The organism is Nitratireductor sp. GISD-1A_MAKvit, assembly GCF_040819555.1.
GTDB lineage: Bacteria > Pseudomonadota > Alphaproteobacteria > Rhizobiales > Rhizobiaceae > Nitratireductor.
On sequence record NZ_CP161920.1, the window covers coordinates 1512458 to 1537313 of the forward strand.

Annotated in this window: 23 protein-coding genes; 13 read left to right on the top strand and 10 right to left on the bottom strand. The window is 60.0% G+C overall.

Translation table 11 applies throughout. The features are described 5' to 3' along the window. Positions 1 to 14: 14 nt before the first annotated feature. The 3 genes from AB2N04_RS08515 (at position 15) to AB2N04_RS08525 (ending at position 4320) form a co-directional block, all read left to right on the top strand. A complete protein-coding gene (locus AB2N04_RS08515) occupies positions 15 to 1301 on the top strand; it encodes a DUF6638 family protein (protein ID WP_367718342.1) in 1287 nt (428 codons plus the stop codon). Between the two features lie 33 nt (positions 1302 to 1334). Beyond that, positions 1335 to 2459 carry a DUF2333 family protein gene (locus AB2N04_RS08520; RefSeq protein WP_367718344.1) on the top strand — a complete coding sequence of 375 codons (1125 nt, stop codon included), beginning with the start codon at positions 1335 to 1337 and terminating at the stop codon, positions 2457 to 2459. 181 nt (positions 2460 to 2640) lie between these two features. After that, complete coding sequence (locus tag AB2N04_RS08525; protein ID WP_367718346.1) at positions 2641 to 4320, top strand: formate--tetrahydrofolate ligase; 1680 nt, start codon at positions 2641 to 2643, stop codon at positions 4318 to 4320. A 141-nt stretch (positions 4321 to 4461) separates the two neighbouring features. Here the strand turns inward: AB2N04_RS08525 and AB2N04_RS08530 are convergent, their stop codons facing one another. After that, positions 4462 to 5028 (bottom strand): nucleoside-diphosphate kinase, encoded by a 567-nt coding sequence (locus AB2N04_RS08530; protein ID WP_367718347.1) that lies wholly within the window; start codon positions 5026 to 5028, stop codon positions 4462 to 4464. A gap of 146 nt (positions 5029 to 5174) precedes the next feature. Further along, the gene (rnk, locus tag AB2N04_RS08535; protein ID WP_367718348.1) at positions 5175 to 5582 is read right to left on the bottom strand and encodes a nucleoside diphosphate kinase regulator; all 408 of its coding nucleotides are present in this window, start codon (positions 5580 to 5582) and stop codon (positions 5175 to 5177) included. Positions 5583 to 6031: 449 nt separating this feature from the next. On the opposite strand from rnk, the gene AB2N04_RS08540 reads away from it, so the two are divergent. The 3 genes from AB2N04_RS08540 (at position 6032) to AB2N04_RS08550 (ending at position 10079) form a co-directional block, all read left to right on the top strand. Next, positions 6032 to 6799, top strand: coding sequence for a phosphatase PAP2 family protein (locus AB2N04_RS08540; RefSeq protein WP_367718349.1), 768 nt, complete (start codon positions 6032 to 6034; stop codon positions 6797 to 6799). Positions 6800 to 6948: 149 nt separating this feature from the next. After that, positions 6949 to 9138, top strand: coding sequence for an anthranilate synthase (locus AB2N04_RS08545; protein WP_367718351.1), 2190 nt, complete (start codon positions 6949 to 6951; stop codon positions 9136 to 9138). 59 nt (positions 9139 to 9197) lie between these two features. Further along, positions 9198 to 10079, top strand: a complete 882-nt coding sequence (locus AB2N04_RS08550; RefSeq protein ID WP_367718352.1) for a cation diffusion facilitator family transporter — start codon at positions 9198 to 9200, stop codon at positions 10077 to 10079. Here AB2N04_RS08550 and AB2N04_RS08555 read toward each other — a convergent pair whose 3' ends face one another. The 3 genes from AB2N04_RS08555 to AB2N04_RS08565 form a co-directional block, all read right to left on the bottom strand. After that, positions 10080 to 10502 carry a YciI family protein gene (locus tag AB2N04_RS08555; RefSeq protein ID WP_367718353.1) on the bottom strand — a complete coding sequence of 141 codons (423 nt, stop codon included), beginning with the start codon at positions 10500 to 10502 and terminating at the stop codon, positions 10080 to 10082. It lies immediately after the preceding gene. 144 nt (positions 10503 to 10646) lie between these two features. Then, positions 10647 to 11141 carry an SRPBCC family protein gene (locus AB2N04_RS08560; RefSeq protein ID WP_367718355.1) on the bottom strand — a complete coding sequence of 165 codons (495 nt, stop codon included), beginning with the start codon at positions 11139 to 11141 and terminating at the stop codon, positions 10647 to 10649. A 43-nt stretch (positions 11142 to 11184) separates the two neighbouring features. Beyond that, complete coding sequence (locus AB2N04_RS08565) at positions 11185 to 11535, bottom strand: ArsR/SmtB family transcription factor (RefSeq protein WP_367718357.1); 351 nt, start codon at positions 11533 to 11535, stop codon at positions 11185 to 11187. 134 nt (positions 11536 to 11669) lie between these two features. Here AB2N04_RS08565 and AB2N04_RS08570 point away from each other — a divergent pair, with 134 nt between their 5' ends. Further along, positions 11670 to 12761, top strand: coding sequence for an AbrB family transcriptional regulator (locus tag AB2N04_RS08570; protein ID WP_367718358.1), 1092 nt, complete (start codon positions 11670 to 11672; stop codon positions 12759 to 12761). A gap of 17 nt (positions 12762 to 12778) precedes the next feature. Here the strand turns inward: AB2N04_RS08570 and AB2N04_RS08575 are convergent, their stop codons facing one another. Together AB2N04_RS08575 and AB2N04_RS08580 are read right to left on the bottom strand one after the other, a co-directional pair. Next, on the bottom strand, positions 12779 to 14083 hold the full coding sequence (locus AB2N04_RS08575; RefSeq protein ID WP_367718360.1) for a serine hydrolase domain-containing protein: 1305 nt from the start codon (positions 14081 to 14083) through the stop codon (positions 12779 to 12781). 13 nt (positions 14084 to 14096) lie between these two features. Continuing rightward, positions 14097 to 14747, bottom strand: coding sequence for a DUF899 domain-containing protein (locus AB2N04_RS08580; RefSeq protein WP_367718362.1), 651 nt, complete (start codon positions 14745 to 14747; stop codon positions 14097 to 14099). A gap of 249 nt (positions 14748 to 14996) precedes the next feature. Between AB2N04_RS08580 and AB2N04_RS08585 the strand changes: the two genes are divergently transcribed. The 4 genes from AB2N04_RS08585 (at position 14997) to AB2N04_RS08600 (ending at position 19036) form a co-directional block, all read left to right on the top strand. Further along, positions 14997 to 15533: a winged helix-turn-helix transcriptional regulator gene (locus AB2N04_RS08585; RefSeq protein WP_367718767.1), complete on the top strand. Its 537-nt coding sequence runs from the start codon at positions 14997 to 14999 to the stop codon at positions 15531 to 15533. 325 nt (positions 15534 to 15858) lie between these two features. Continuing rightward, the gene (leuA, locus tag AB2N04_RS08590; RefSeq protein ID WP_367718768.1) at positions 15859 to 17523 is read left to right on the top strand and encodes a 2-isopropylmalate synthase; all 1665 of its coding nucleotides are present in this window, start codon (positions 15859 to 15861) and stop codon (positions 17521 to 17523) included. After that, on the top strand, positions 17520 to 18284 hold the full coding sequence (locus tag AB2N04_RS08595) for an alpha/beta fold hydrolase (protein ID WP_367718364.1): 765 nt from the start codon (positions 17520 to 17522) through the stop codon (positions 18282 to 18284). The genes leuA and AB2N04_RS08595 overlap by 4 nt, the downstream gene beginning before the upstream one ends. 140 nt (positions 18285 to 18424) lie before the next feature. Next, positions 18425 to 19036: a hypothetical protein gene (locus AB2N04_RS08600; RefSeq protein WP_367718366.1), complete on the top strand. Its 612-nt coding sequence runs from the start codon at positions 18425 to 18427 to the stop codon at positions 19034 to 19036. Positions 19037 to 19096: 60 nt separating this feature from the next. Here the strand turns inward: AB2N04_RS08600 and AB2N04_RS08605 are convergent, their stop codons facing one another. Further along, positions 19097 to 20017 carry a metallophosphoesterase gene (locus AB2N04_RS08605; RefSeq protein WP_367718368.1) on the bottom strand — a complete coding sequence of 307 codons (921 nt, stop codon included), beginning with the start codon at positions 20015 to 20017 and terminating at the stop codon, positions 19097 to 19099. Between the two features lie 54 nt (positions 20018 to 20071). On the opposite strand from AB2N04_RS08605, the gene AB2N04_RS08610 reads away from it, so the two are divergent. After that, the gene (locus tag AB2N04_RS08610) at positions 20072 to 20557 is read left to right on the top strand and encodes an NUDIX domain-containing protein (RefSeq protein ID WP_367718370.1); all 486 of its coding nucleotides are present in this window, start codon (positions 20072 to 20074) and stop codon (positions 20555 to 20557) included. Between the two features lie 47 nt (positions 20558 to 20604). On the opposite strand, the gene AB2N04_RS08615 is transcribed toward AB2N04_RS08610, so the two are convergent. After that, the gene (locus AB2N04_RS08615) at positions 20605 to 21594 is read right to left on the bottom strand and encodes a glutathione S-transferase family protein (protein WP_367718372.1); all 990 of its coding nucleotides are present in this window, start codon (positions 21592 to 21594) and stop codon (positions 20605 to 20607) included. A gap of 374 nt (positions 21595 to 21968) precedes the next feature. Between AB2N04_RS08615 and AB2N04_RS08620 the strand changes: the two genes are divergently transcribed. Further along, positions 21969 to 22478, top strand: a complete 510-nt coding sequence (locus AB2N04_RS08620) for a GNAT family N-acetyltransferase (RefSeq protein ID WP_367718374.1) — start codon at positions 21969 to 21971, stop codon at positions 22476 to 22478. 317 nt (positions 22479 to 22795) lie between these two features. On the opposite strand, the gene AB2N04_RS08625 is transcribed toward AB2N04_RS08620, so the two are convergent. After that, complete coding sequence (locus AB2N04_RS08625; protein WP_367718376.1) at positions 22796 to 24856, bottom strand: hypothetical protein; 2061 nt, start codon at positions 24854 to 24856, stop codon at positions 22796 to 22798.

The window sequence follows — 24856 nt, forward strand, 5'->3', positions numbered from 1 at the left end:
TGAGGAGTGACGCCATGAATCTCCTCCGCGAAAACGACCTCATCTTCGGCCGCCTCCTCAAGATCGAAGAACCGCATCTGATCGCGCGTTACAACAGGGCGCTGGCCGCATTCGGCGTGCCGCAGACGAAACTCGCCTCCTTCGAGATCGACCGCACCGGCTTCTCACCGCAGATTGCCGAGGAACTGGACGACGCGCAATATCTCGATCCCAATGGCGTCAATCGCCGCTTCATCATCCTGACCCCGGCGCAGATCGAATTGCCCGTGGTTCACACGGCCTTCTCCAACACCTCGCAGCTCGTCTACGAATTCATGATGGCCAATGCGCGCGCCATCAATGCCATCACCATCAAGGATGTGGTCTATGGCGAGATCGAGGAGCAGGTGAACCACGTGCGCGATATTGAGGATCTGCTCTCCATCGCGCAGGTGGAATTCAAGGTTCTCTCTGCCGAGGATCTGCTTGGCAAGGCCGCGGAGCTTGGCCGGCTTGCCGACCGCGTGAAGCATGAGCCCGACGCCTGGCGCGATGATGAACTGCTCAACCGCATGGTCGCACTGGCGCGCGAGACGGGCGATATTCGCGAAAACAGCCTCGTGCCCGAGCAGGTCGTGTTCCGGCATGATGCCTATTGGACGAGCCATTTCGGCGGCGTCTATGTCTTCACCGATCCGGACACGACCACGGTGATCGCCGATCCGGCGACGCCCGGTTTCCGTCGCTCGCGGCCCTGGCAGGTGAGCTATCTGTCGAAGGACGATCCGGCGCGCATCTTCCGCTTTCTGGCCGAGACTGGCCGCATCCAGCTGCCGCGCGCCTCGTGGATCGAACGCTCAAACTATCTTGCCCATCGCGGCGAAATGGTGCTGCTCGATCTGATCCGGCGCGAGGCGCCGGAAACGGATTTTTCGGCCGTCGATCCGGTCTGGCTGCAGACCTGGACGCACCGCAATGCGAAACTGGTTGCCGGCGAGGGGAGTGTGCCGCTGCTCAACGCCGCCGTGCGCGAAATCAGCCAGACGGGGACGCTCAAGATCGAGGAGATCCCGGCGCGTGAACGCTTTCTCGTCATCCGGGCAGACCCGGCGCATAAGGATGCCTGGCTCACCAACCGACTGATCTCCGATTTCGTGCCGTCCGATTTCATTGCCCGCTATGTTTTCAACAAGCAGGGCTTTTACCGTGACTACGAAACCTGGCCTGATGCCTGGCGCGCGTATGTTGTGGCGCGGCTCAAAACCGCATATCTGATGGACAAACCGGCGCTGCGGAAGCGTCTTTATGGTCTGGAGTCCTGATTCAAGACCAAAACCGCCTGAGGGAGGCGCTTCGTGCTCGATCCGATTGTTGATTTCTTCACCCGCGTCTTTCACTGGATCGGTCGCGGTATCGGGCTGGTGATTGCCTGGATCCTCTGGCCATTCATGGCGGCCGGCCGCTGGTATACGCGGCGCGGCTGGATCATCCGGGGTTCCGTCGGTCTTGTGTTGCTCGCAATCGTTGGCTTCTACGGTTATTTCTTCTGGCAGACGCAGGTCTGGACCGGCTTCAATCCCGATTATGTCGACGAATACAATCTTGACGCGCGCGGCGTTTCCGCCGGTGAGCAGACAGCCGCCACACAGGGCGGCGAGACGCGGACCTGTGGGCGTTCAGCGATTGTTGACCTGACAGCCGACCTGACCGATTTCAACGTCAATGACAATGCATGGATTTCCTCCATGCTGCTTTACAAGCTCGGCTTCTTCTTCGTGCTCGACTGGGACGACACGCCGTTTTTCGACAACAAGGCATCGTTCCAGCGCGGCATCAACCAGGCCATCCGCCGCAGCGCCATCGAACTCGTTGATGCCCTTGGCCGTGTGCGCGGCACATCGCAGATCGACCGCGATCTGCAGAATGCGCGCGGCGCGCTCACCTTCGACGAGGAAACCTGGTATTTCGGTCTGAGCCCCTTTGGCCCCAAGACACCGACGCCAAGCTTCTATCGCTCCGCCACCCGCGATCTGCGCAGCTTCAATGATCGGCTTGAGAGCTGTGAGGCAGTGTTCGATGCGCGCGCCGACAATCTGATCCAGTATCTCGACCGCATTGCGAGCGATCTCGGCTCCACTTCCGACCTGCTGCGCCAGCGTTCGGAAAACTACAATTCCGGCTGGTTCGACACACGTGCGGATGACCGCTTCTGGTTCGCCTATGGTCAGCTCTACGCATACTACGGCCTTCTGAAGGCGGCAGGTGCCGATTTCGAGGATGTCATCAAGCAGCGGTCTCTGGGTTCGCTTTGGGACACGACGGAAGAGCAGTTCCGTGCCGCTCTCCAGGTGCAGCCCTTTATCATTTCCAATGGTCGTGAGGATGGCTGGATCATGCCCACGCATCTTGCCACCATGGGGTTCTACATCCTTCGGGTGCGCTCCAACCTGGTGGAGTTGCGTCTTGTTCTGGACAGGTAGACCATTTTGCCTGAGCGGTGGGCCCCTGCGCCCGCCGGTTCCGCGCCGCATCGGCGCGGAGGCATAATTCCTGTCGCATTTCACGCATTGTCCGCCTCTTTTGCGATGGTGGAGATTTTCAATTCGCGGCTTTATGCCTATCGGCACAAATTGCATGCCATCGGGAGAGGGAAACAGTGTCATGGTCGAAGTGAAATCCGACATCGAAATCGCGCGGGCGGCGAAGAAGAAGCCCATTCAGGAGATCGGCGCGCGGCTCGACATTCCCAGTGAACACCTTCTTCCATACGGCCATGACAAGGCGAAGGTTTCGGCCGAGTTCATTGCCGAGACCCGCAACAACGAGGACGGCAAGCTGATCCTCGTCACGGCGATCAACCCGACACCGGCCGGCGAAGGCAAGACCACCACCACCGTCGGTCTCGGGGACGGGCTGAACCGCATCGGCAAGAAGGCGGCGATCTGCATTCGCGAGGCGTCGCTTGGTCCATGCTTTGGCGTCAAGGGCGGAGCGGCAGGCGGTGGCTACGCCCAGGTTGTGCCGATGGAGGACATGAACCTCCATTTCACCGGTGATTTTCATGCCATCACTTCGGCCCACAATCTGCTTTCGGCGCTGATCGACAACCACATCTACTGGGGCAATGCCCAGGAGATCGACATTCGCCGCGTCGCATGGCGGCGCGTGATGGACATGAACGACCGGGCACTGCGCGAGATCGTCTGCTCGCTGGGCGGCGTTGCCAACGGTTTTCCGCGCGAGGCCGGTTTCGACATCACGGTGGCGTCCGAGGTCATGGCCATTCTGTGCCTTTCGACTGATCTAAAAGACCTCGAAAAGCGTCTCGGCGATATCATCATTGGATATCGCCGCGACAAGAGCCCGGTCTTTGCCCGTGACATCAAGGCCGATGGCGCAATGACCGTTCTCCTAAAGGACGCGCTCCAGCCCAATCTCGTGCAGACGCTGGAAAACAATCCCGCCTTCGTGCATGGCGGCCCCTTCGCCAACATCGCCCATGGCTGCAACTCGGTGATGGCCACTTCCACGGCGCTGAAGATCGCCGACTATGTGGTGACGGAGGCTGGGTTCGGTGCCGATCTCGGTGCGGAAAAGTTCTTCGACATCAAGTGCCGCAAGGCGGGTCTCAAGCCGGCCGCTGCCGTGATCGTGGCGACCATACGCGCGCTGAAGATGAACGGTGGCGTGAAGAAGGAAGATCTGGGCGCCGAGGATGTCGAGGCAGTCAGGGCCGGCTGTGTCAATCTCGGGCGTCACATCGAGAATGTGAAGCAGTTCGGTGTGCCGGCCATCGTGGCGATCAACCATTTCCACACCGACACCGATGCCGAAATCGAGGCGGTTAAGGCCTATGTTGCCGAGCAGGGCGAGGAGGCGGTTTTGTGTCGCCATTGGGCGCAAGGTTCGGCCGGCATCGAGGAACTTGCGCACAAGGTGGTGGCGCTGGCCGAAAGCGGTGCGTCCCAGTTTGCGCCGCTTTATCCCGACGACATGCCGCTTTTCGACAAGATCGATACGGTGGTGAAGCGGATCTACCGGGGCGCGGAGGCCATTGCCGACAAGACGGTCCGCAACCAGCTGAAACAGTGGGAAGAGCAGGGGTATGGCCATTTGCCGGTCTGCATGGCCAAGACCCAGTACTCCTTCTCCACAGATCCCAATTTGCGCGGCGCGCCGACCGGGCATGTGGTCCCGGTCCGCGAGGTGCGGCTTTCCGCCGGCGCCGGGTTCGTCGTGGCGATTTGCGGCGAGATCATGACCATGCCGGGCCTTCCGCGCGTGCCGTCATCCGAACGCATATTCCTCAATGATGACGGGCAGATCGAAGGGCTTTCCTGACAGGGCCAGCGCCAATGGGGGCGGGCTTCAGGCCCGCCCTTTTTGTTGATCGAGCCCATGGGACGCTCTTTCGGTGGCGGCGGTCAAACAGGAGCTGCTGCATGGACTTTGCATTGAGGCATGATGCCGGAGCGCATGGGATCAGGCAGCGCTAGGGCCAGGGTCGTCGTCTCCCCCCGGCATGTGCCCTGCAGTTGGAGACCGCGCGGAATGGTCTGCATCATGGACGAGGCGCAAAGCGGGTCGTTTTGCGCTTTGCCCTTTCCGGCGCGCAGCCTCGGGCTGGTAAAGCACGTCTTCAAGAATGATCCGTTCAGGAGCTGCCTCGTCGTTGCTTGGCAGGGCAATTGCTTCGCCTGCGCTCAAACCCAAAAGCGCAAGACCGCGCAGCGTTGTCACAGGCAGCGTCAAACCGACGAAGCCATGAAGCTCGTCATGGCTGACGATACGCGTCTGTGGTTCTTCATCGCCGATGCGAAAGCGCACGCGGCTGTTCAGCGTGGTCACGTGCGCGGGCACGTCCTCGCGAAAAATGACAACTGCTCCGTCGATCTTGGCGCGCAATAGCGCGGCATAGGCGTCGCTAAATCTGTGCCTGCGCTCCTGCAGGAATTCGAGAATGGTGAAGTCCTTGGTTGTGAGGATGCACCCCTGTCCGGTCCACATGGCGATCTCCTGCGCAGTCGTTCCCTTGTCGGGTGACCGCAAACGAACAAATCCGCACGGCCGTGTCTGGCTGTGCAGCTTGAAACTGGCTGTCGGGAGGCCCCCTGCGCTCAACGTGCTGGCGCAGGGGTTACGCTCCCGTCAGGAGATGTCCTGTGAAAAGAAGGGATCCGGACAAGGTTTGTGGCTCAGGCGGTTTCTTCTGGCTGCGAAACGCGAACCACGGTCAGCTTGTGGGTCTGTCCGTTGCGCGCCGTCCAGTTGATCGACTGGCCTTCCTTGAGGCCAATCAGAGCCGTGCCGACCGGCGTGGTGATGGAAATGCGCCCCTGTTCGATGTCCGCGTCGCCCGGATAGACGAGCGTGACTGTTTTTTCCTGCCCTTCATCGGCCGTGTAAACAACAGTCGACCCCATGCGGACAATGGTTGCCGCAAGGGTGCCATCGCGCACGATACGCGCCCGGTCAAGTTCGGCAAACATGGTTTCCGAAGCTTCGGGGTTGCGATCCTCCAGTGCTTCCGCGAGGCCGGTAAGGCGCTGATGGTCGGTCTCGGAAATCGTTATGCTCGGCTTGCGCCCTGTCTTCTGCTGCATTGGTTGTTCCACGCGAATTTTCCGGCCGCACCCAGAGTGCGAACCGACAGGCTTCGACTGATGTTAAGGCTCTTTGTTGATGCGCCTGGAGTTTTGTTTCGTCTATCGACTTGGTCTCAATGACCGAATGACGAAAACGCACCCCTCGGTTCGGAGGCGCACGGCACCGAACCGGGGGTCAATATCCCGCGATGGGACATACCCGGAAAAGAACGCAGATGTGCTTTCGGTTCGTGCTCATGAATTTAACGTGGTGTGTGGACGTAGCGATGTCAAGGTGGTTTCGGTAAATGTCGCAAGACTTACACGCCAGGTGCTTCTGGCGGGAGGGTCGTGTTCACGCAGGTTCCCTTGCAACGATGCGGCCAGGGTGCCATCTCTTCTCACAGCTTGTGCGCGCCGCCATCGCATTGCGGCGCATCGTTGTTTTCTTCAGAAACGGATCGTTCATGTCAAACCAGAATGTCAGTTTTCCAAGACGCGTCCTGCAACGCCGCAAGGCGCTTGCACCTGCCGTTCTCTTGCTGGTTCTGACATTTGGCTCTTTTGTATTCCTCACCATTGCCGATGAGGTGGCGGAAGGCGAAATCGCAGCGTTTGACCGAGGCGTCCTGCTTTCGATGCGCAACGCGTCAGATGTATCCGATCCGCTAGGCCCCCCATGGCTGGAGGAGGCGGCGCTCGAAATCACGGCCATTGGCGGTTATCCGGTGATCGTACTCTCCCTGTTGATCGTGACGGGGCTTCTGATCGTTGTACGGCGTTATGGGGCAGCCCTTTATTCCGTGCTTTCGGTGGGGTCCGGTGCGCTGGTCTCATACACGCTGAAAAACCACTACGATCGCCCGAGACCTGATCTGGTCGAGCATCTCGATGTGATCCACACGGCAAGCTTCCCAAGCGGTCACGCGACGGTCACCACCGTGGCTTATCTCACGCTTGCTGCGCTTGTTGTCCGTTTCTTTCCGGCCTGGCGGGTCAGGCTCTATGTTCTCGCCGTGGCGGTCTTCGTTTCTTTCATTGTCGGTATAAGCCGGATCTATCTGGGCGTTCACTGGCCGAGCGATGTTTTCGCCGGCTGGGCACTGGGGGTGGCGTGGGCGAGTTTCGCCTGGCTTTGCGCCAGTCTCCTTGCCCTTTATCGAGGCAAGAGGCTTGAGGACAGGGCTGGAAAGCGGTTGCGCGAAACGCCGGTCGAGGCTATGGAACGAATATGAAAATGATTTCTTGCGCAAAACTCTGGTGGTGGGTCCGTTAACAGCGGCCAACCGTGCAGTGCGCGCGCAGGAAAAGACCATGGCCGCAGGTGAGAACCGGGCGGCTTTTTTTGTGTGCTTCCCGGCAATGCCTGAAAAAGGAGCATATGATGAGCCTGGAAGTTCTGGAAAACGGTGCCGAGCGGTTCGAAACCGCAGGTGATGTCACAATCACGCGGACCCGTTTCGAAACCGCCTATGAAGGCGCCATTGATGCCTACATAGACGCTCTCGACGAGCGCCGCGGGGCGGTGTTTTCCTCCAATTACGAGTACCCGGGCCGCTACACCCGCTGGGATACCGCGATTATCGATCCGCCAATGGTGATCTCGGCGCGTGGTCGGGAGATGAAGATCGAGGCGCTGAACGATCGCGGAAAGGCTCTTCTCCAGATCGTCGCCGACCCCATAACCAGTCTCGCGGCGGTTGCGGTGAACGCGCGGGACGACACGCAGATTTCGCTGACCGTGTCAAAGCCCGAACGGGTTTTCTCCGAGGAAGAGCGCTCCCGTGCTCCCTCCGTGTTCACCGTTCTGCGGGCCATCACCGATCTTTTCCATACCGGGCACGATGCAAATCTGGGGCTTTACGGTGCGTTCGGTTACGATCTTGCGTTTCAGTTCGACCCGATCGAACAGAGCCTGGAACGCCCGGAAAGCCAGCGTGATCTCGTGCTCTACCTGCCAGATGAAATCCTTGTCGTCGATCACCATGCGGCCAAGGCCTGGCACGACCGCTACGACTATGCAGGTAACGGCGTATCGACGGAAGGTCTGTCATGCGACGGCGCGCGCAATGCGTTCCGGCCTGCCGACCACGTGCCGCCACGCGGCGATCATGAACCTGGCGAGTATGCCCGTCTGGTCGAAAAGGCGAAGCAGAGCTTCCACCGGGGCGACCTTTTCGAGGTGGTGCCGGGGCAGATGTTCATGGAACGGGCCGAGCGTCGCCCATCGCAGATTTCGCGCCGCCTGAAGGAGATCAACCCGTCTCCATATTCCTTCTTCATCAATCTGGGTGAGCAGGAATATCTCGTCGGGGCTTCGCCGGAAATGTTCGTGCGGGTGAATGGCCGGCGTGTCGAGACATGTCCTATCTCGGGCACCATCAAACGCGGCGACGATGCCATTGCCGATGCCGAACAGATCATCAAGCTCCTGAATTCCAAGAAGGACGAATCCGAGCTCACCATGTGTTCGGATGTCGACCGCAACGACAAAAGCCGGGTGTGTGAGCCGGGCTCGGTACGGGTAATCGGGCGCCGCCAGATCGAGATGTATTCGCGTCTCATTCACACGGTAGACCATATCGAAGGCCGGTTGCGCGAGGGGATGGACGCCTATGATGCCTTCCTTAGCCATGCCTGGGCCGTGACGGTCACCGGGGCGCCGAAACTGTGGGCCATGCGGTTCATCGAGGAAAACGAAAAGAGCCCGCGCGCCTGGTATGGTGGAGCCATCGGGATGGTTCATTTCAATGGCGACATGAACACTGGTCTCACATTGCGCACCATTCGCATCAAGGACGGTGTGGCGGAGGTGCGGGCAGGGGCGACGCTTCTGTTCGATTCCGACCCGCAGGAAGAAGAGGCTGAAACGGAACTCAAGGCGTCGGCCATGCTGTCGGCCATCCGGGGTGCTGGGACATCAGACATGGAAGATGAAAAGCGTGCGTGCGCCCCTGTCGGCGAAGGTGTGAAGATCCTGCTTGTGGATCACGAAGATTCCTTCGTTCACACACTCGCCAATTACTTCCGACAGACGGGCGCAGAGGTGGTGACCGTGCGCGCTCCCGTAGAAAACGAAGTGTTTGAAAGGGTTGCGCCGGATCTCGTCGTCCTGTCGCCGGGCCCCGGCCGGCCGGAAGATTTCGACTGCAGGACCACAATCGCAAAATGCCGGGATCGCGGTTTGCCGATCTTTGGTGTCTGTCTTGGTCTGCAGGCTCTGGTGGAAGCCTATGGCGGAGAGCTTCGTCAGCTTGCGGAGCCCATGCATGGCAAGCCTTCGCGCATCCGTGTTGGAGGAAACAGCCTCGTTTTCTCCGGCCTCCCCCCCGAGGTAACGGTGGGTCGCTATCATTCCATCTTTGCCGATCCAGCGCGCCTGCCTTCCACCTTCACCGTCACAGCGGAGACCGAAGACGGGGTGATCATGGGCATCGAACATGAGGATGAGCCGGTTGCTGCGGTGCAATTCCATCCCGAATCGATCATGACCCTTGGACAGAATGCCGGCATGCGCATGATCGAGAACGTGGTGGCGAGACTGCCGCGCAAAGCGCGTGAGAAAGCAGCCTGACAGATCTGGCCAGTCAGGTTTCCGACAGGCCAGTCGGGGAAAAGGGGAGAGGGATCACCATGCCATCAAACGGCAAGCTCCAGCGCATCGCGATGTGGTCCATCCTCGTTGCGCTGGGCATTTTTGCGCTCAAGCTTGCCGCATGGTGGCTCACCGATTCCGTGGCGCTCTTTTCCGATGCGATGGAATCGGTGGTCAATGTCGTGGCATCGTGCGTGGCCTGGTATGCTTTGCGCATTGCCCACACGCCGGCAGACGACAACCATCCGTTCGGCCATCACAAGGCAGAATATTTCTCAGCCGTTCTGGAAGGCGTTCTGATTGTCGTTGCTGCATTGCTGATCATCCGGGAAGCGGGGATTGCTCTTTTCGAGCCGCGTCCGCTTGAAACTCCCTTCGTCGGATTGCTTATCAACGGGCTTGCCGCCGTCGGCAACGGCATTTGGGCGTGGCTTCTGGTGTCGACCGGGCGCAGGGCGCGATCTCCGGCCATGATCGCCGATGGCAGGCATTTGTGGACCGATGTCGTCACCTCGGCAGGCGTGATTGGCGGCCTGGTGCTTGCCGTAGCAACCGGATGGAACTGGCTGGACCCGCTGATGGCGCTGATCGTTGCCGTAAACATTCTCTGGCATGGCTGGCATCTCGTGGGAGAGTCGGTGCAGGGGCTGATGGATGTTTCGGTCGAGCCTGAAGAACTGAAAAAGATCGAACGTGTGATCGCCGACAATGATGCAGGCGCTCTTGAATTTCACGATCTCAAGACCCGTGAAGCGGGCAGGGCCCGCTTTATCGAATTTCATCTGGTCGTGCCGTCGGACATGACGGTCGAGGCTGCACACCGCATCTGCGACCGTATCGAAGGGGCACTTGAGAAAAACCAGCCCGGCGCGGAAGTCACCATTCACGTGGAACCTGAACACAAGGCAAAATTCTGCTGATCAGGAGCTGCGGATGCCCTTCTCCAGAACATCGGGATAGGTTTTCACGATATCCTGAATCTCGTCACTGTAGTCATCCATCTCCTGGATCCTGCGAATTTCTATGGTTTCGTTCGGTGATCCGGGGCAGCGCTTTGCCCATTCTATGGCGTCTTCCAGTGTCGGCACATCGATGATCCAGTAGCCGCCAAGCACCTCCTTGGCCTCGATGAAAGGGCCGTCGATGACCACGGGTTCGCCGCTGGCGAAGGACACCCGTGCCCCGGCAGAGGGCGGGTGCAGGCCCTCGAGCGCCACCAGAACCCCGGCAGCGCGCAATTGCTCATTATAGGCCATCATTTTTTCGACGGCGTCAGCCGGCAGATCAAGCTCCGGCCCGGCCGATTCAAACCCCTTCGGTATCATCAGCATCATATAGCGCATGGGATGCTCCTCATTGTTTCCATTGCCGTTCTCAGGACGAACGAGGGAGTGAAGATCCGACAGGCGGCGCAAAACAAAAAATGCAGGAAGCTCGGTCCGTCAGCCCACGAGCTTCTCCACTTGCTCAGGCAAGGCCAGTCCGCATCAGGCGGCCTTGCGTTCGGCGAGCTGCCGGTCGAGGCGGGCATATCCCTGTTCCATTCCGTCGGACATGGGCGATTTCAGTATGGTGTCGCGCGCCTGGCTGGATGTACAACGCAACACCATTTCCATCCGTGTCGTCCCGCCCTCCTCCACGAAAGTGGTGGTTATCTCGGTGCCGCCATCGGTCCAGTCTTCATCAAACATTTCCTGATGAACGATGCGTCTGGGCGCATCGACTTCCAGATATGTTGCAGTCATTCCCATGTCGGCGCCGCTTTGTGTGTTGCGCCACACATACCGACCCTTGCCACCGGCGCGAAGATCGATCTCGCAAATGGGCAGGGTCCAGTTTTCCGGACCTGTCATCCAGCGTTTGATCAGTTCTGGCCGCGTATGGGCCTCAAATACCATTTGCCGCGGTGCGTTGAAGCGGCGGGTTATGACAAGCTCCCTGTCACCTCGTGCGGTGATGGTCAGGGTTTGGGGCTGTGACATTCGGGTTCCTTTCGGCATTGGATGTAAAAAGGAAGCGACCGGATCAACCTGAGCCGGCCGGCGGGTCGTTTACGGATTTCAGGGTTTCAAGGAGCGCGTCGAGCTTTGCATAGCGCGTTTCCAGGAATTTGCGGTACTGGTCCAGCCAGTCGATGGCCTCGCCCAGCGCCTTCGCTTCCAGTTTGCAGGGGCGTTTCTGCGCATCGCGACGGCGCGAGACGAGTCCCGCCTTTTCCAGAACCTTGATATGTTTGGAAATGGCAGGCTGGCTCAAGGCAAACGGTTCGGCCAATTGCGTTACGGTTGCCTCGCCAACACAAAGGCGGGCAAGTATGGCCCGCCGTGTCGGATCGGCCAGGGCCGCAAATGTCGCATCCAGCTGCTTGTTCTGCATGATGTTTCCCTTAATTTCCAGTTGGATATATATCCAATTGGGAATATAAAGTCAATCCACGCTGCGGCAAGGGAACATTCCCATGCGCGGTACGATCCTGTATGCCATCGGTACAGCAGTCAGGACGCTTGTTGATGGACACCACGCCGCAGACTTCTTCGAATGGACCTCTCACGCGTCTTGCTTTCCCCTTTCAATGGTTGTTTCTCGTGGGCCTTACCCTTGGGCTTGCAGGCGTCATGCTGGTTGGCGCGTTGCCTGCAGCGCTTCTGATCGGCCCGATGCTTGCGGCAGTTGCCACGGGTGCGCTCGGTTCGAGCATTCGCGTGCCCATGGCGGCCTTTGCCGCCGCTCAGACATTCGTCGGGCTGTTGATTGGCGGCTCGCTGGAGCCGGCCATCCTTGCATCCTTCGGTGATATCTGGCCGATTCTCCTGCTTGCTGTATTGGCGACGGTCGCTGCAAGCAGCGTGTTGGGGTTTCTCGTAAGCCGCTGGAAAATCCTGCCCGGAACGACGGCGGTCTGGGGCTCGGCACCAGGAGCGGCCACGGCAATGGTGCTGATGGCCGGTGCATTCGGGGCAGATGCACGGCTGGTGGCTTTCATGCAGTATCTTCGGGTGATCTTTGTCACGGTGGCGGCAGCGGCGATCGCTCGTCTGTGGGTCGACACATCCGGTGTCGACGCGCCGGAAACGGACTGGTTTCCTGCGCTTGACCAGACAGCTTTTGCCATCACTGTGGCCACGGCGCTCGCCGGTGCCCTGTTCGGCCGTGCTGCGCGTTTGCCGGCGCCTTATTTCCTCGGGGGGCTGCTTGCCGGGGCAGCGGTACACCTGGGCGGCGGTGTGACACTGGAGCTGCCGCCTTGGCTGATGGGCACCGCCTATATGATCGTGGGCTGGACCATCGGCCTGAAGTTTGACCGGTCGCTTTTGCGTACCGCGCTCAGGGCCTTGCCCCAGGTGGTCGTCTCGATTGTCGCGCTGATGGCGTTTTGCGGTGCACTCGCCTGGTTTCTGCATGTGGAATGGGGCATCGACCCGCTCACCGCCTATCTGGCGACCAGCCCCGGCGGCATGGATTCGGTCGCCATCATCGCCGCTGCGGCCTCTCAGGATGTGAACCTCTCCTTCGTCATGGCAGTGCAGATGGCCCGGTTTCTTTTCGTGCTACTGGCTGGCCCGCCCATCAGTCGGATGGTGGCGCGCTGGGCTGGCGGTTAGGCCCTACCCGACATGTCTCAGGCCGCGCCAATAGCCCGATAGGCTCCTTTCCAGAAATCCACGTATGTCTGGGGTGGTTCGGGTGATGCCATCATGCTCTGGCTGAGAAAGATGCCGACCAACCCGTTTTGCGGGTCGGTATAGGCGGTGGTGCCGAAACCGCCATTCCAGCCAAAGTTGCCCGGCGTCAGCCAGGGGCGTGTTCTGCGTAGGCCTACAGACATCCCTAGCCCCCAGCCTGCACCCCCTTCATCCATGAACATGGTCGCGTGCGGAGCCATTTTCTGAGCAGGCGTCAGCTGATCGCGCGTCATCTCGGCCACGGTCTCGGCCTTTAGATAACGCCTGCCGCCGAGCGTTCCGCCATACAGCATCATGCAGCAGAAGCTGGCGTAGTCATCCAACGTCGACACCATGCCGCCGGCGCCGGAATCCATGGGTGGCGTGCTGGTAAAGTCCACGCCCTGTTCTGACCCGAAGGCGATGAGTTCCCTTCCTCCATTGGCGAAGTCCGGGCCATATTGCTTCGGCAGCCGGTCCTGCTTCTTGACGGAAACGTGGAAACCCGTGTCCTTCATGCCAAGCGGAGCGAACAGGCGCTCCTCCATGACAGTGCCGAGCCTTTGTCCTGTTGCGCGTTCGATCAGGATGCCGGCAACATCGAACCCATTGTTGTAGAAGAAGGCTTCGCCGGGCTGTGCCGCAAGCGGCAGGGCGCCAAGCTTCTTCATGTACGCGTCTGAAGGCATTTTCGGAAGCACCCAACTGGGAGCGATGCCGGCTTCGCGCATGGCTTTCTGGATCGGATACGCCTCGGGAAACACCATGATCGCTCCAAGCCCGAAGGTCATGGTCAAAAGCTGCCGCAGTGTCACGGACCTGTTTGCCGGAACGGTTTCGTCAAGCGGGCCATCAAGACTTTTCAGAACCCTTCGATCTGCCAGCTCCGGCAGCAGGTCATCGACGGAACCATCGAGCGTCAGCACGCCGTCCTCCACCAGCATCATCGCCACTGCAGCGGTCACCGGTTTGGTCAGAGAGGCCACCCGGAAGATCGTGTCGCGCGCCATGGGAGCCCCTTCACCATTCAGCGCAAATGTGCCTGCAGTGCCGACGTGCTCCACTGCATCGTGACGGAGCAGCCATGTTGCCCCGGCCATGCGGCCTTCGGCGACGTGCGCTTCCATCGTGTTTTTCAGCATTTCAAGTGCATTTGCGGATAGCTGGTTCATGGCGACCGCTCTATTGCCGATGAGGGAAGGAAAGGCGAGCGCCGCAACACCGGTCAGCAGCCCTCGACGGGAAAGGGAGGGTGGGGTCACCTGGTTGTTTCCCTTAATATTCGTCATGCAGGCGCCACCATTGATAGGGAGGAGTCTGCGGAGTGCCGTGGGGCGCATCCTCCCAACTTTCCTGACGCCCCAGTGGTGTCAGATCGAGGAGTGTCCAGTTGCTTCCGAGCGCCTCGACACCGCGCCCGCTGGTGAAATAGGTGTGAAACACGGTGTCGTCTTCGCGGACGAAGACGTTCAGCCCGAATCCGCCGGTAACGCCGAAATCCTCGTTGAAGGTCGTGCCCTCAACAGAATACCAGCGCTGTGGCCAGCCCATGCGCCTGCGAAAGGTCTCGATCTCGCCAATGGGAGCATTGGAGACCAGCGCCAGCGTTGTGTCACGTGCGTTCAGATGGGCGGCGTGGCCGAGATTGTCCACGAACATGCAGCAGCCAGCGCAAGGCGAAGGATCCGCCGGCCTGAGCATGTGGTGATAAACGATCAACTGGCGGCGCCCCTCGAACAGATCGTTGAGTGCCAGCGTTTCCTCCGGGCTTTTGAAGGCATAGTTCTTTTTGACACGAACCCATGGCAGACGACGCCGCTCGGCCGCGAGGGCATCATGGGCGCGGGTGAGTGCCTTTTCTTTTTCGAGCAGCGCTGCGCGGGCTTTCTGCCAGTCTTCCCGGGATGCGGTCTCTGGGGCGGTCATTGCGGTTTCCTCCTCGCTCGCCTGCACGTTCGAGTGCGATATCGTGCTCGCGGACAGGGATAAGACGCGGTCGGGTTCCTCCGATCCGACATGTGGCGGCAGAAAAAGTCGGGGCGATTTTACTGCCGGTCTGCCGTTCCCTGTCGACATTCAAATACCGGTTCAGTTTTGCAACTGGTTGTGAATGAGTCAACCCAGTGGCATCCTGCAATTGGATTCTGGAGAAGTAGATTGAACGAGACCCGAAAGATCGCCGCTCCGCACCGTTCGGCCTGCCCCATCAACCTCACGCTTGAGGTGCTGGGCGACAAATGGAGCCTTATCGTGGTGCGGGACATGATGTTCGGCGACCGTCGCCATTTCCGCGATCTTCTGATCAATTCCGAGGAGGGGATCGCCTCCAACATCCTCGCTGACAGGCTCCGCAGGCTTCTGGCGGAGGGGGTCATTTCGAAGGCGGACGATCCGAGCCACAAGCAGAAGTCGATCTACAGCCTGACAGAAATGGGCATCGAGCTGGTTCCGGTCTTTGCCATGATCGGCGCGTGGGGAAGCAAATGGTTGCCGGTGAGCGAGGAGCTATCGGTTCGCGCAAGACTATTGGAGGAAGGCGGGCCGGCCCTCTGGGAGGCGTTCATGGAGGAATTGCGGGAAACGCATCTCGCATCTGTCACGAGTACGGGCACCAAGGCCGCCGGCGTGCGTGCGCGTCTGCAGGAGGCCTACGAGGCAGTTGTGGCCGGCTCATCGCGGGACGGACTTGCCAGCCGCGACGGGGTCGTTTAATGAAATCTGCATGATGACGCGCAAGACAGAGTCCAGTTCCGCTCGTGCCGCCTTTTCCGGCGCGACCGTGCGCGCGCTAGCTTCCAGCCTTCTTCTTCTTGGCCTTATCGGCGATCGCCGGGTCCGTTGAAGGAGCGCCCGGCGATCGATGTCGCCGGTCGGCGGATGCTCTTTCTCCAAAACTTCACTTTGCTGTTGACAGGCCCGCCGCGCGGAGCGCACGCAACCGGGGCCGGGAGAAAATGGAATGGACGCGCATAACAAGATGACTGACATGGCAGAAAACCGAGTAGAGGGTAAATCGACCGCTCAGGGGCGTAAGGGAATGCCGGACGCTTCGATCAAGTATCAGCCCTATCCGCAGGTCGACATTTCCGACAGGACATGGCCCGCAAAACGTATCGAGAAGGCGCCGATCTGGTGTTCGGTCGATCTGCGCGACGGCAACCAGGCTCTGGTCGATCCCATGGGGCATGAGCGCAAGGCACGCATGTTCAGGCTGTTGCTCGACATGGGGTTCAAGGAGATCGAAATCGGATTTCCGTCGGCATCGCAGACGGATTTCGATTTCGCGCGCTGGTGCATTGAGGAAGCCGGCGTGCCTGACGATGTTTCGCTCCAGGTTCTGGTGCAGTGCCGTCCCGAACTGATCACGCGAACCTTTGAAGCGCTGGAAGGCGCCAACCGTCCGATCGTTCATTTCTACAACTCCACCAGCGAACTGCAGCGCCGCGTCGTGTTCGGCAGGGATGTTGCCGGGATAAGGCAAATCGCCACCGACGCCGCCAAAATGGTCATGGATATGGCCGCAAAGGCCGGCGGCGACTACCGTTTTGAATATTCTCCCGAAAGCTTCACCGGGACCGAGCTCGATGTGGCGCTCGACATCTGCAACGCAGTGATCGAAATCATCAAGCCCACCCCGGACAACAAGCTCATCATCAATCTGCCGTCGACCGTCGAAATGTCGACGCCGAATATCTATGCCGACCAGATCGAATGGATGTGCCGCAATCTCGATCAGCGCGAAAACCTGATCATTTCCCTGCATCCGCACAATGACCGCGGGACGGGTATCGCAGCAACCGAGCTGGGGTTGATGGCAGGCGCCGACCGTGTCGAGGGAACCCTCTTCGGCAATGGAGAGCGCACCGGCAATGTCGATGTCGTCACGCTCGCGCTCAACATGTACACGCAGGGGCTGGATCCGCAGCTGGACTGCACCGATATCAACCGCATGAAGGATGTTTACGAGCACTGCAACCAGCTCGTCATTCCCGAGCGGCATCCCTATGTCGGCGAGCTGGTCTACACCGCATTCTCCGGCTCTCATCAGGACGCCATCAACAAGGGCATGAAGGCCATAAAAACGGCCAACAAGCCTCTGTGGGAAGTTCCCTATCTGCCGATCGATCCGCAGGATGTGGGGCGTTCCTACGAGGCTATCATCCGCATCAACTCACAGTCGGGCAAGGGTGGTATCGCCTATGTGATGCAGGCCGATTACGGCCTCAACCTGCCGCGCAACCTGCAGGTGGAGTTCCGCGAAGACATTCAGGACATTACCGACCGCGAGGGCAGGGAGTTACCGGCAAAGCAGATCTATGATCGCTTCATGGAGCTGTATGTCGACCAGCCTGATGCACGTATCAAATTCGTCGACCACCAGACGTTCCCCGACACAAACGTGAAGGGGCAGCGTGTCATCGAGGCGACGATCATGGACGGAGGCAAACAGACCCTGATCAAGGGTGTGGGAACCGGTCCGGTGGACGGATTCATCGACGCGCTCTCCAAGCATCTGGGCATCGACATGTCTGTCGTGGATTACTCCGAGCACTCCATGCACAGGGGGTCCAATGCGGCGGCCATCTGCTACATGGAAGTCGAGCATCCAGGCGGCAAGCTGTTCGGCGCTGGCGTCAACACGAATATCGTGACGGCGTCGCTGGAAGCGGTGGTCTCTGCCGCAAACCGGATCGTGGGTTGAGCGGCGCGCTTTACGCAGATGACACCGGCGAGGGCGACAGCGCCCTCGTTCTTCTGCATGGCTTTGCCGGCAGCCATCGGGTCTGGAACAGCGTGCGAAAAAGGCTCCCCAACGGCCTGCGCATCGTTGCATATGACCTGCCAGGCCATGGCCGCTCAGTGGATCTGCCGGGGGCTGGCAGGGCAAAGGCCACGGCACAGGCAATCATTGACGATCTTGCAATTCGTGGCATCGCGCGCACCCATATGGCCGGCCATTCCTTCGGCGGGGCGGTTGCCGTGCTTGTTGCACATTTCGCGCCGCAGACCGTTTCTTCACTTGCATTGCTCGCACCGGGGGGAATGGGGCCGGAGATCGCTGGCGACCTGATGATGGCGCGCGCGTTTGCTGGCACCAATGCCGAAATCGCCGCCGCCATGCACGGCATGTTCGGCCCCCAGGGCAACACGCCAGCCGTCAGCGAGGCAGAGGCCACTGCCCTCAACACCATACCTGGCCAGCGCGAGAAGCTCATCGAAATTGCACAGACAATCGTTCGCGACGGCCGACAGGGAGCCTTCCCGCGCAGCATGCTGGAGGCACTTTCGGTCCCCGTACACATCGCGTGGGGAGCGGAGGATGTTGTGCTCCCGCCGCATCAGGCGATGAACGCTCCCGGCACTTTCATCCTGCATATGCTGGAAGGGTGTGGGCACATGCTACCGGAAGAAAAACCGGATGACGTGGCGCGCATCATCATGGAGAGCATGGGCGTCGTGTGATGCCGGCCCCCACCCGTTTCATCAGCTTTCTCGTAAATTTGCCTTGTTTACCCCGCTTTTGAATGCGGAACAAAACGTGATGATTTTCTGTTTTAGCCATGTTAACGATGGGTTAACGCTAGTTTTCAGGAGTCCCGCCCATGAGTGAGGCTGGTCAGTCCGCCGTTTCGGGTACCAATGTGCGCAGTCTTTCAGACGCGATGCGCGAGATGAAGAACGCGGCTGCCGACAGGGCGGATGTGGTTGTAGAGATGCGCGAGGCGAGCCGCACGCGGCTCGAGCTGCTGGCTCAGGAACTGCAGCCGGTCTTTGACGATGTGCCGGCAGACGATCCGTCGTTCGATTTTGCCATTTCTTCAGGCGAGCAGCCGAGGCTGTGGATCGACGCCGTGGCCCATGTGACGATGGGGCGGGACCGCCGAACCTATCGTTTTCTGCGTGACACGCGCCTTGGAAGGGTGGTGCTGGCAGAAAGCACCGATCTTGCGCCGGTGGCCGATCAGGTCACCCGGTACATTGCAGAACGGATGGTCGAGCGCCAGCGCGCCGTGGAGGGGGACGTCGAGACGCTACCGCGTGGCGACACCCCGGAGGAAGCGGCAGTGTCCGATATCTCGGGAAAGAGCGCATGGCGCAGCTTTCTCGGTGGGCTCGGTCTGGTGCTTCTGGGCGGCGTTGTCGGTGTCGCGACGGTGGCAATCGCCATGTGGGATCGCTTTCCCGAGCTGAACGGACTCTTATCCGGATACTGAGAAAAATACGGTTTCGTTCCGCTGAAATCATTACCGATCGGGGCGTTTTCCCTGCGCGGATCAATCGTTTTGTTCCTCTCCGCTAAGCATCGCCCCCGACACTTCACCGATTGTGCCGTTTCCATCGGTCAGCCCGCGTCGCGAAAAACGAATGTTCCATGCGCCCGGAGCACCGTCGATTTCGAACAGGTTGTAATGGGCAGGCGGCTTGGCACTGCCATGGGACTGGCCGGCAGCGGCAACCCCCACCACGGGCACCGTTTGTCCATTCCTACCGTCGATGCGGTGCACTGTGGGTTTGTGCGTATGCCCATGCAATATGAGCTCCGCGCCATGTCTGCGGATCAGTTTCTGAAACCTCCCGATACCGTAAAGCCGCTTGGCTGCGTGGGTTGCACCGCGCACGGGTGGATGATGGATCATCACCACCCGAAACAGACCGGCCTCATGGGTGGCATCGAGGATTTTTGCCAGCCGTTTGGCCTGCGCCTTTGAAAAATGCCCGCTCGCCAGAAAGGGGGCAGTGGCGCGTGCCGAGGAAACACCGATAATGGCGATCCTGTCGCGCACGCGCAGATAGGGAAAGCCGCCCTTGCCTTCTGGCGGTTTGCCATCATCTCCGGTCATGTAGCCCGACCAAGCACGGGCGCACCGCGCCAGCGCACCCGGCACATAGGCGTCGTGATTGCCCGGCACGACCGAAACCTTGTCCGCCGGCCCCAGACTTTCCAGCCAAAGCCGCGCCATCTCGATCTCCTTGTCGAGGGCAAGGTTGACGAGATCACCGGTGAGCGCAATGTGATCAGGCTCTGCCGCCAGCATGTCGTCGGTGATACGGTCGATCAGCCCGTGGTCGAGATTGAGCCTGCGGTTGCGCCGCCAGTTGATGTATCCGGTGATGCGCTTGGAAGCGAGTTCACGATAGCTTATGGCGGGGAGGGGCCCCAGATGAATGTCGGAAAAATGCGCAAGGCGAAACATGCTCCCGTGTGTAGAACACACCAAACGCCCTGACCACCCCACAGGATGCAGCTTATGAACGCACCCTCTCCACAACCCCCGCCGCGGGCTCTCGGCACACGGCTTTTTCATTTCTGGCTGCGCCTGAGCCGCCCCATGACACTGGGCATGCGTGGCGTTGTGTATGACCAGGAAAACCACGCGGTGTTTCTGGTGCGCCATACCTATGTGAAGGGATGGCATTTCCCAGGCGGCGGTGTTGAGCCGGGTGAGAGCACACAGGCCGCGCTCTCACGCGAGTTGGCCGAAGAGGGCAATATCGAAATTCTCGAACGGCCGGTGCTGAAGTCATTCCATTTCAATCGCATGGCCAGCAATCGCGACCATGTGGCGGTCTATCTGATCAGGCGTTTTCGACAGACGCACCCGCATGTTCCCGACCGTGAGATTGCCGAGGCGCGCTTCTTTCCGCTCGACGCCTTGCCCGTTGATACCAGCGACGGCACGCGTCGTCGTATTGCAGAGATATTTGAGCACGCGCCCGTCTCCGACGAGTGGTAGCGCGGGTCGAAACGAGTGATGATGCACTCTTCCGTGCCCGCGGTTCCTCAGGCTGCCTTCGCCAGCCTGCCCCGATCGTGCGGCCCGTTTAGATCGAGCTCCGGCCCCAATGGCACGACGCCGGTCGGATTGATGGTGCCGTGGCTGCCATAATAGTGCGCCTTGATGTGCCGCATATCCACGGTCTCGGCCACGCCCGGCACCTGGTAAAGTTCGCGCAGATAATTCGACAGATGCGGATAGTCGGCGATGCGGCGCAGATTGCACTTGAAATGGCCGACATAGACCGGATCGAACCGCACCAGCGTGGTGAAGAGCCGCCAGTCGGCTTCGCTCAGCTGGTCACCGGCAAGGTAGCGCTGGTGCGAAAGTCGCTCTTCCACGGTATCAAGAGCGCCGAAGAGTGCTTTGAACGCTTCTTCATAGGCGTCCTGAGTTGTCGCAAAGCCTGCCTTGTATACACCGTTGTTGATGTTGTCGTAGACAAGACCGTTGATGCTGTCGATCTCACCGCGCAGATCCTCGGGATAAAGGTCCAAACTTGCATCGCCCCATTCATCGAACGCTTCGTTCAGCATGCGGATGATTTCAGCTGACTCGTTCGAAACGATGGTTTCGGTTTTCCTGTCCCAGAGCACCGGAACGGTCACGCGACCGGAATATTTCGGATCAGCCTTGGTGTAGATCTGGTGCAGGAAGTCGAAACCATGAAGATCATCGCCCGTGGCACCGTCCTCCTTGAGGAACGTCCAGCCGTTCTCGCCCATGAAGTGATGGACGACCGAAACCGAGATCACGTCCTCAAGCTTCTTCAGCTTGCGGAAGATTAGCGTGCGGTGCGCCCAGGGGCAGGCTAACGAGACGTAGAGATGATAGCGCCCGGGCTCCGCCTTGAAGCCGCGCTTGCGGCCTTCTGCGGGCGCGCCGTCCCTTGTCACGAAATCCCTGAACTGCGACCTGGACCGCTCGAAGCGGCCGCCTGTCTTTGACGTGTCATACCACTTGTCGTGCCAGACACCTTCTACGAGCAGACCCATTCAAAACTCCTTTGTTTCGCCGGATGTAGGGCATCAACCGAGAAAACCCAACCGTTCGGAGCGTAAACGCTGCGTCAACAATTTGGGTTCTGCGGCAAAGTTGCGGTGGACGAGGCGGAAAAATGCTGGTAGATCGCCGTGCGTCCAGAGGACGCACAAAGGACGATCTAAACTATTGATGGAGCATCGGAATAATCCGAAAACCGGCTTCCACTTTTCGGTCCGATGCTCTAGGAAAGTCCATTCAGCGAGGAAAATGCACGACGATGATCCGGTTTCTGGTGGAGCGACGACGAAAGGACTGAAGGCCCCTGGCATGGGGCAGGCGCGCCTGCGGCCGCCTCCACCTTTCGAGACCACCGGAACAATTGATCATGTCTTCTGCCGACATACACTACCTGCCGGAAGATCCGGCCCACGACGCTGAAATCGAACTCATCAACGAAGAAGCTTTTGGCCCGGGTCGGTTTGCACGCGCTGCCTACAAGATCCGAGAGGGCGGTCCGCACGATCCCGCACTGTCCTTTGTGGCCGTGCACCAGGGCCACGTCATCGCTTCGGTGCGCATGACATGGATTGCTGCCGGTGAGGGGCGTGGCCTGTTGCTCGGTCCACTCGCCGTGAGGCCGGCTTACAAGAGCATCGGCATCGGCCGCAAGCTTGTCTCGATTGCAGTCGAGGCAGCACGCAATGCCGGCGCGGGCTCCGTCGTTCTCGTCGGAGATGCTCCTTACTATGGCCCGCTTGGTTTTCAGAAGATTCCCCACGGCCAGCTTTCCATGCCACGCCCTGTCGATGCCGAACGGCTGCTGGCTGCGGAATTGCAGGAAGGGGCAGTGAGCACGTTATCGGGAGAGGTGACGCACGCGGCGATGGCAAATTAGAATGGACTTATTAAAGACTATATTGTAAATTTCTTTGGTGATTACTCTATGTTTATTTTGATATATTTTATTTATATGAGGATAATATATGCGTATTGCTATATTTGTTTTTTCCGCCTCGATTGCCTTGTCTGGTTGCGTCACTCCTGACGCACAGCGCCCGGAGCCGCGCGGGCCCGGCGCCCTGTCAGGGGAAGCCACCCCGCCGCCCTATGTCAAAGGGGGAAAACCCGGGAAAAGGCGCATTTGCGAAACACGCAACAGTGCCGGAGAGCCGGTGACATACACCTGCTGACAGCAGGAGGGCGCGCAGGCGTTCAGCGCCCCTCACGGTACCACATAGCCCCAAAGGCGAAGAGCAGCAGTGCGAGCGCCAGAAGGCCGGTAAAGACCGGCACTCGGCGCACCGCTTTCAAAATGCTGTCGTCGGTGGTCCTGAACCCGATCCAGTCATTGCCGGAGGCGCTGCCGGTGCGGCGCACGGGAACGATGTTGGGCAGGTCTCCATCGGCAATCCTTTGCACTGACCCGCCCGTCGCATCGGCGGCTGGCGCAAGCTTGTCTTCCGTTGAAACCATGTCCCCGAACTCCGGTGCATTGACCGGCCCGACATGGGCAAGCGTCGTCAGCTCGCCATTGGCAATGCTGAAAATGCCAATTTCACTGGTTTCCAGGCTCGTCGAGAAACGGCCAGCCCCCGCAGGACCGAGCTCGGCGGTGAGCGCATTGCCCGAGGGCGTGGTGATTTCGGCGGGCGGAACACTGTCTTCCATTGTCTGGCGGGTGATTTCGAGCCGTGTTCCGCGACCGGCCGCCGAGAGGCGCTCTTCCTCGAGTTCCGGCTCTTTCATCAGCCAGTGGGCAATACGGCGATAGAGCGCGACATGCGGGCCGCCACCCTCGAACCCTCGCGCCCACAACCAGCCCTGATCCGACAGGAACATGCCGACGCGGCCCTCGCCCTTGCGGTTCAGAATGAGTAGTGGCTGTTCGTTGGCACCCTGCATCACCACCTGGCCATCCGGCCGGTCGATGCCGATAAGGCGGAACCAGCGGCTCCACGCCGGCGGCTCGGATGCCGCCCCTTCAAGCCCGCGCGTGACCGGATGGCGTTCGCCGGTTTCGGTCAGGCGCGGATAAAAACCCTGTTCCAGCACATCGCCTGTCGGCAGACCGGGAAGGGCGGCGATCAGCGGAGTGCGGGCGATGGACTGGTTGCCGGCGAATTCGGGCCCGGCCGCAATCAGCAGCGCGCCGCCATTTTCCACATATTCGGCGATATAGTCATAATAAAGGATCGGCAGCACATCGCGGTGCTGGTAGCGGTCGAAGATGATCAGGTCGAAATCGTCGATCTTCTCCACGAAGAGTTCACGTGTGGGAAAGGCAATCAGCGAGAGCTCGTTGATGGGCGTTCCATCTTGCTTCTCCGGCGGGCGCAGAATGGTGAAGTGAACGAGATCCACCGAGGCATCGGATTTCAAAAGGTTGCGCCAGGTGCGCTCGCCCGAATGCGGTTCGCCTGAAACCAGCAGAACACGCAGGTTTTCGCGGATGCCGTCGACCAGCGCGACCGCGCGGTTGTTCACATCCGTCAGTTCGCCCTCGACCGGGTCGATCGCCAGTTCGATGATGTTGCGGCCGGCATTCGGCACGTCGATTTCGAGCAGTGTCTCGCGACCGATCATCGCCTCTTCGATGAAGAGTTCTTCGCCATTGATGATCACGCGCACATCCACCGGCCCGCGCTGGTCGCCGGTGGCAATCACGCGATAGGTCATCTCCAGCGGTTTTCCGACAATGCCGAACCGCGGCGCGCGTTCGAAGCGGATGCGGCGGTCCATCTCGTCGGCCTCGCCGGTAATCAGGCCATGGATCGGCGCGCCGATTGCTGCCGCATTTTCGGGGATGTCATGCACCTGGCCGTCAGTGATCAGCACTGCGCCGCCCACGCGGGAGGGCGGCACGTCGCGCAGGGCGCCGTCAAGTGCCTCGAAAAGATGCGTCTGTGCATTCTCGCTGGCCGAGGAAGTGCGGCCGGTGCGCACCACGCGGGTTTCAAATTGCTTGAAGCGGGCAAGCCGTGCTTCCAGTTCGGCGGCGGCTTCGTCTGTCGTTTCGCTGCGGCCGTCGATCGTTGTCTGGCTCTGGCTTTCGTCGACCACAACGGCCACCACGCTTTTGAGCGGTTCGCGCTCTTCATCGAGGAGAACGGGATTGGCCAATGCGGCGCCGATTGCTGCCAGCGCAGCGAGCCTCAGCCAGGCGCCGCGCTGTCGCGTCCACAGGCCTGCAAGTGCCAACAATGCAACCGGGACGAGCAGCATTGCCAGCACAGGCCAGGAGAAAAACGGTTCGAAGCTGAGTGACCAGTTCAT

Coding starts and splice junctions, on each gene's coding strand:
- AB2N04_RS08515 (WP_367718342.1), top strand. CDS start 15: ATGAATCTCCTCCGCGAAAACGACCTCATCTTCGGCCGCCTCCTCAAG.
- AB2N04_RS08525 (WP_367718346.1), top strand. CDS start 2,641: ATGGTCGAAGTGAAATCCGACATCGAAATCGCGCGGGCGGCGAAGAAG.
- rnk (WP_367718348.1), bottom strand. CDS start 5,582: ATGCAGCAGAAGACAGGGCGCAAGCCGAGCATAACGATTTCCGAGACC.
- AB2N04_RS08540 (WP_367718349.1), top strand. CDS start 6,032: ATGTCAAACCAGAATGTCAGTTTTCCAAGACGCGTCCTGCAACGCCGC.
- AB2N04_RS08545 (WP_367718351.1), top strand. CDS start 6,949: ATGAGCCTGGAAGTTCTGGAAAACGGTGCCGAGCGGTTCGAAACCGCA.
- AB2N04_RS08550 (WP_367718352.1), top strand. CDS start 9,198: ATGCCATCAAACGGCAAGCTCCAGCGCATCGCGATGTGGTCCATCCTC.
- AB2N04_RS08555 (WP_367718353.1), bottom strand. CDS start 10,502: ATGCGCTATATGATGCTGATGATACCGAAGGGGTTTGAATCGGCCGGG.
- AB2N04_RS08560 (WP_367718355.1), bottom strand. CDS start 11,141: ATGTCACAGCCCCAAACCCTGACCATCACCGCACGAGGTGACAGGGAG.
- AB2N04_RS08565 (WP_367718357.1), bottom strand. CDS start 11,535: ATGCAGAACAAGCAGCTGGATGCGACATTTGCGGCCCTGGCCGATCCG.
- AB2N04_RS08570 (WP_367718358.1), top strand. CDS start 11,670: ATGGACACCACGCCGCAGACTTCTTCGAATGGACCTCTCACGCGTCTT.
- AB2N04_RS08580 (WP_367718362.1), bottom strand. CDS start 14,747: ATGACCGCCCCAGAGACCGCATCCCGGGAAGACTGGCAGAAAGCCCGC.
- leuA (WP_367718768.1), top strand. CDS start 15,859: ATGCCGGACGCTTCGATCAAGTATCAGCCCTATCCGCAGGTCGACATT.
- AB2N04_RS08600 (WP_367718366.1), top strand. CDS start 18,425: ATGAGTGAGGCTGGTCAGTCCGCCGTTTCGGGTACCAATGTGCGCAGT.
- AB2N04_RS08605 (WP_367718368.1), bottom strand. CDS start 20,017: ATGTTTCGCCTTGCGCATTTTTCCGACATTCATCTGGGGCCCCTCCCC.
- AB2N04_RS08610 (WP_367718370.1), top strand. CDS start 20,072: ATGAACGCACCCTCTCCACAACCCCCGCCGCGGGCTCTCGGCACACGG.
- AB2N04_RS08615 (WP_367718372.1), bottom strand. CDS start 21,594: ATGGGTCTGCTCGTAGAAGGTGTCTGGCACGACAAGTGGTATGACACG.
- AB2N04_RS08620 (WP_367718374.1), top strand. CDS start 21,969: ATGTCTTCTGCCGACATACACTACCTGCCGGAAGATCCGGCCCACGAC.
- AB2N04_RS08625 (WP_367718376.1), bottom strand. CDS start 24,856: ATGAACTGGTCACTCAGCTTCGAACCGTTTTTCTCCTGGCCTGTGCTG.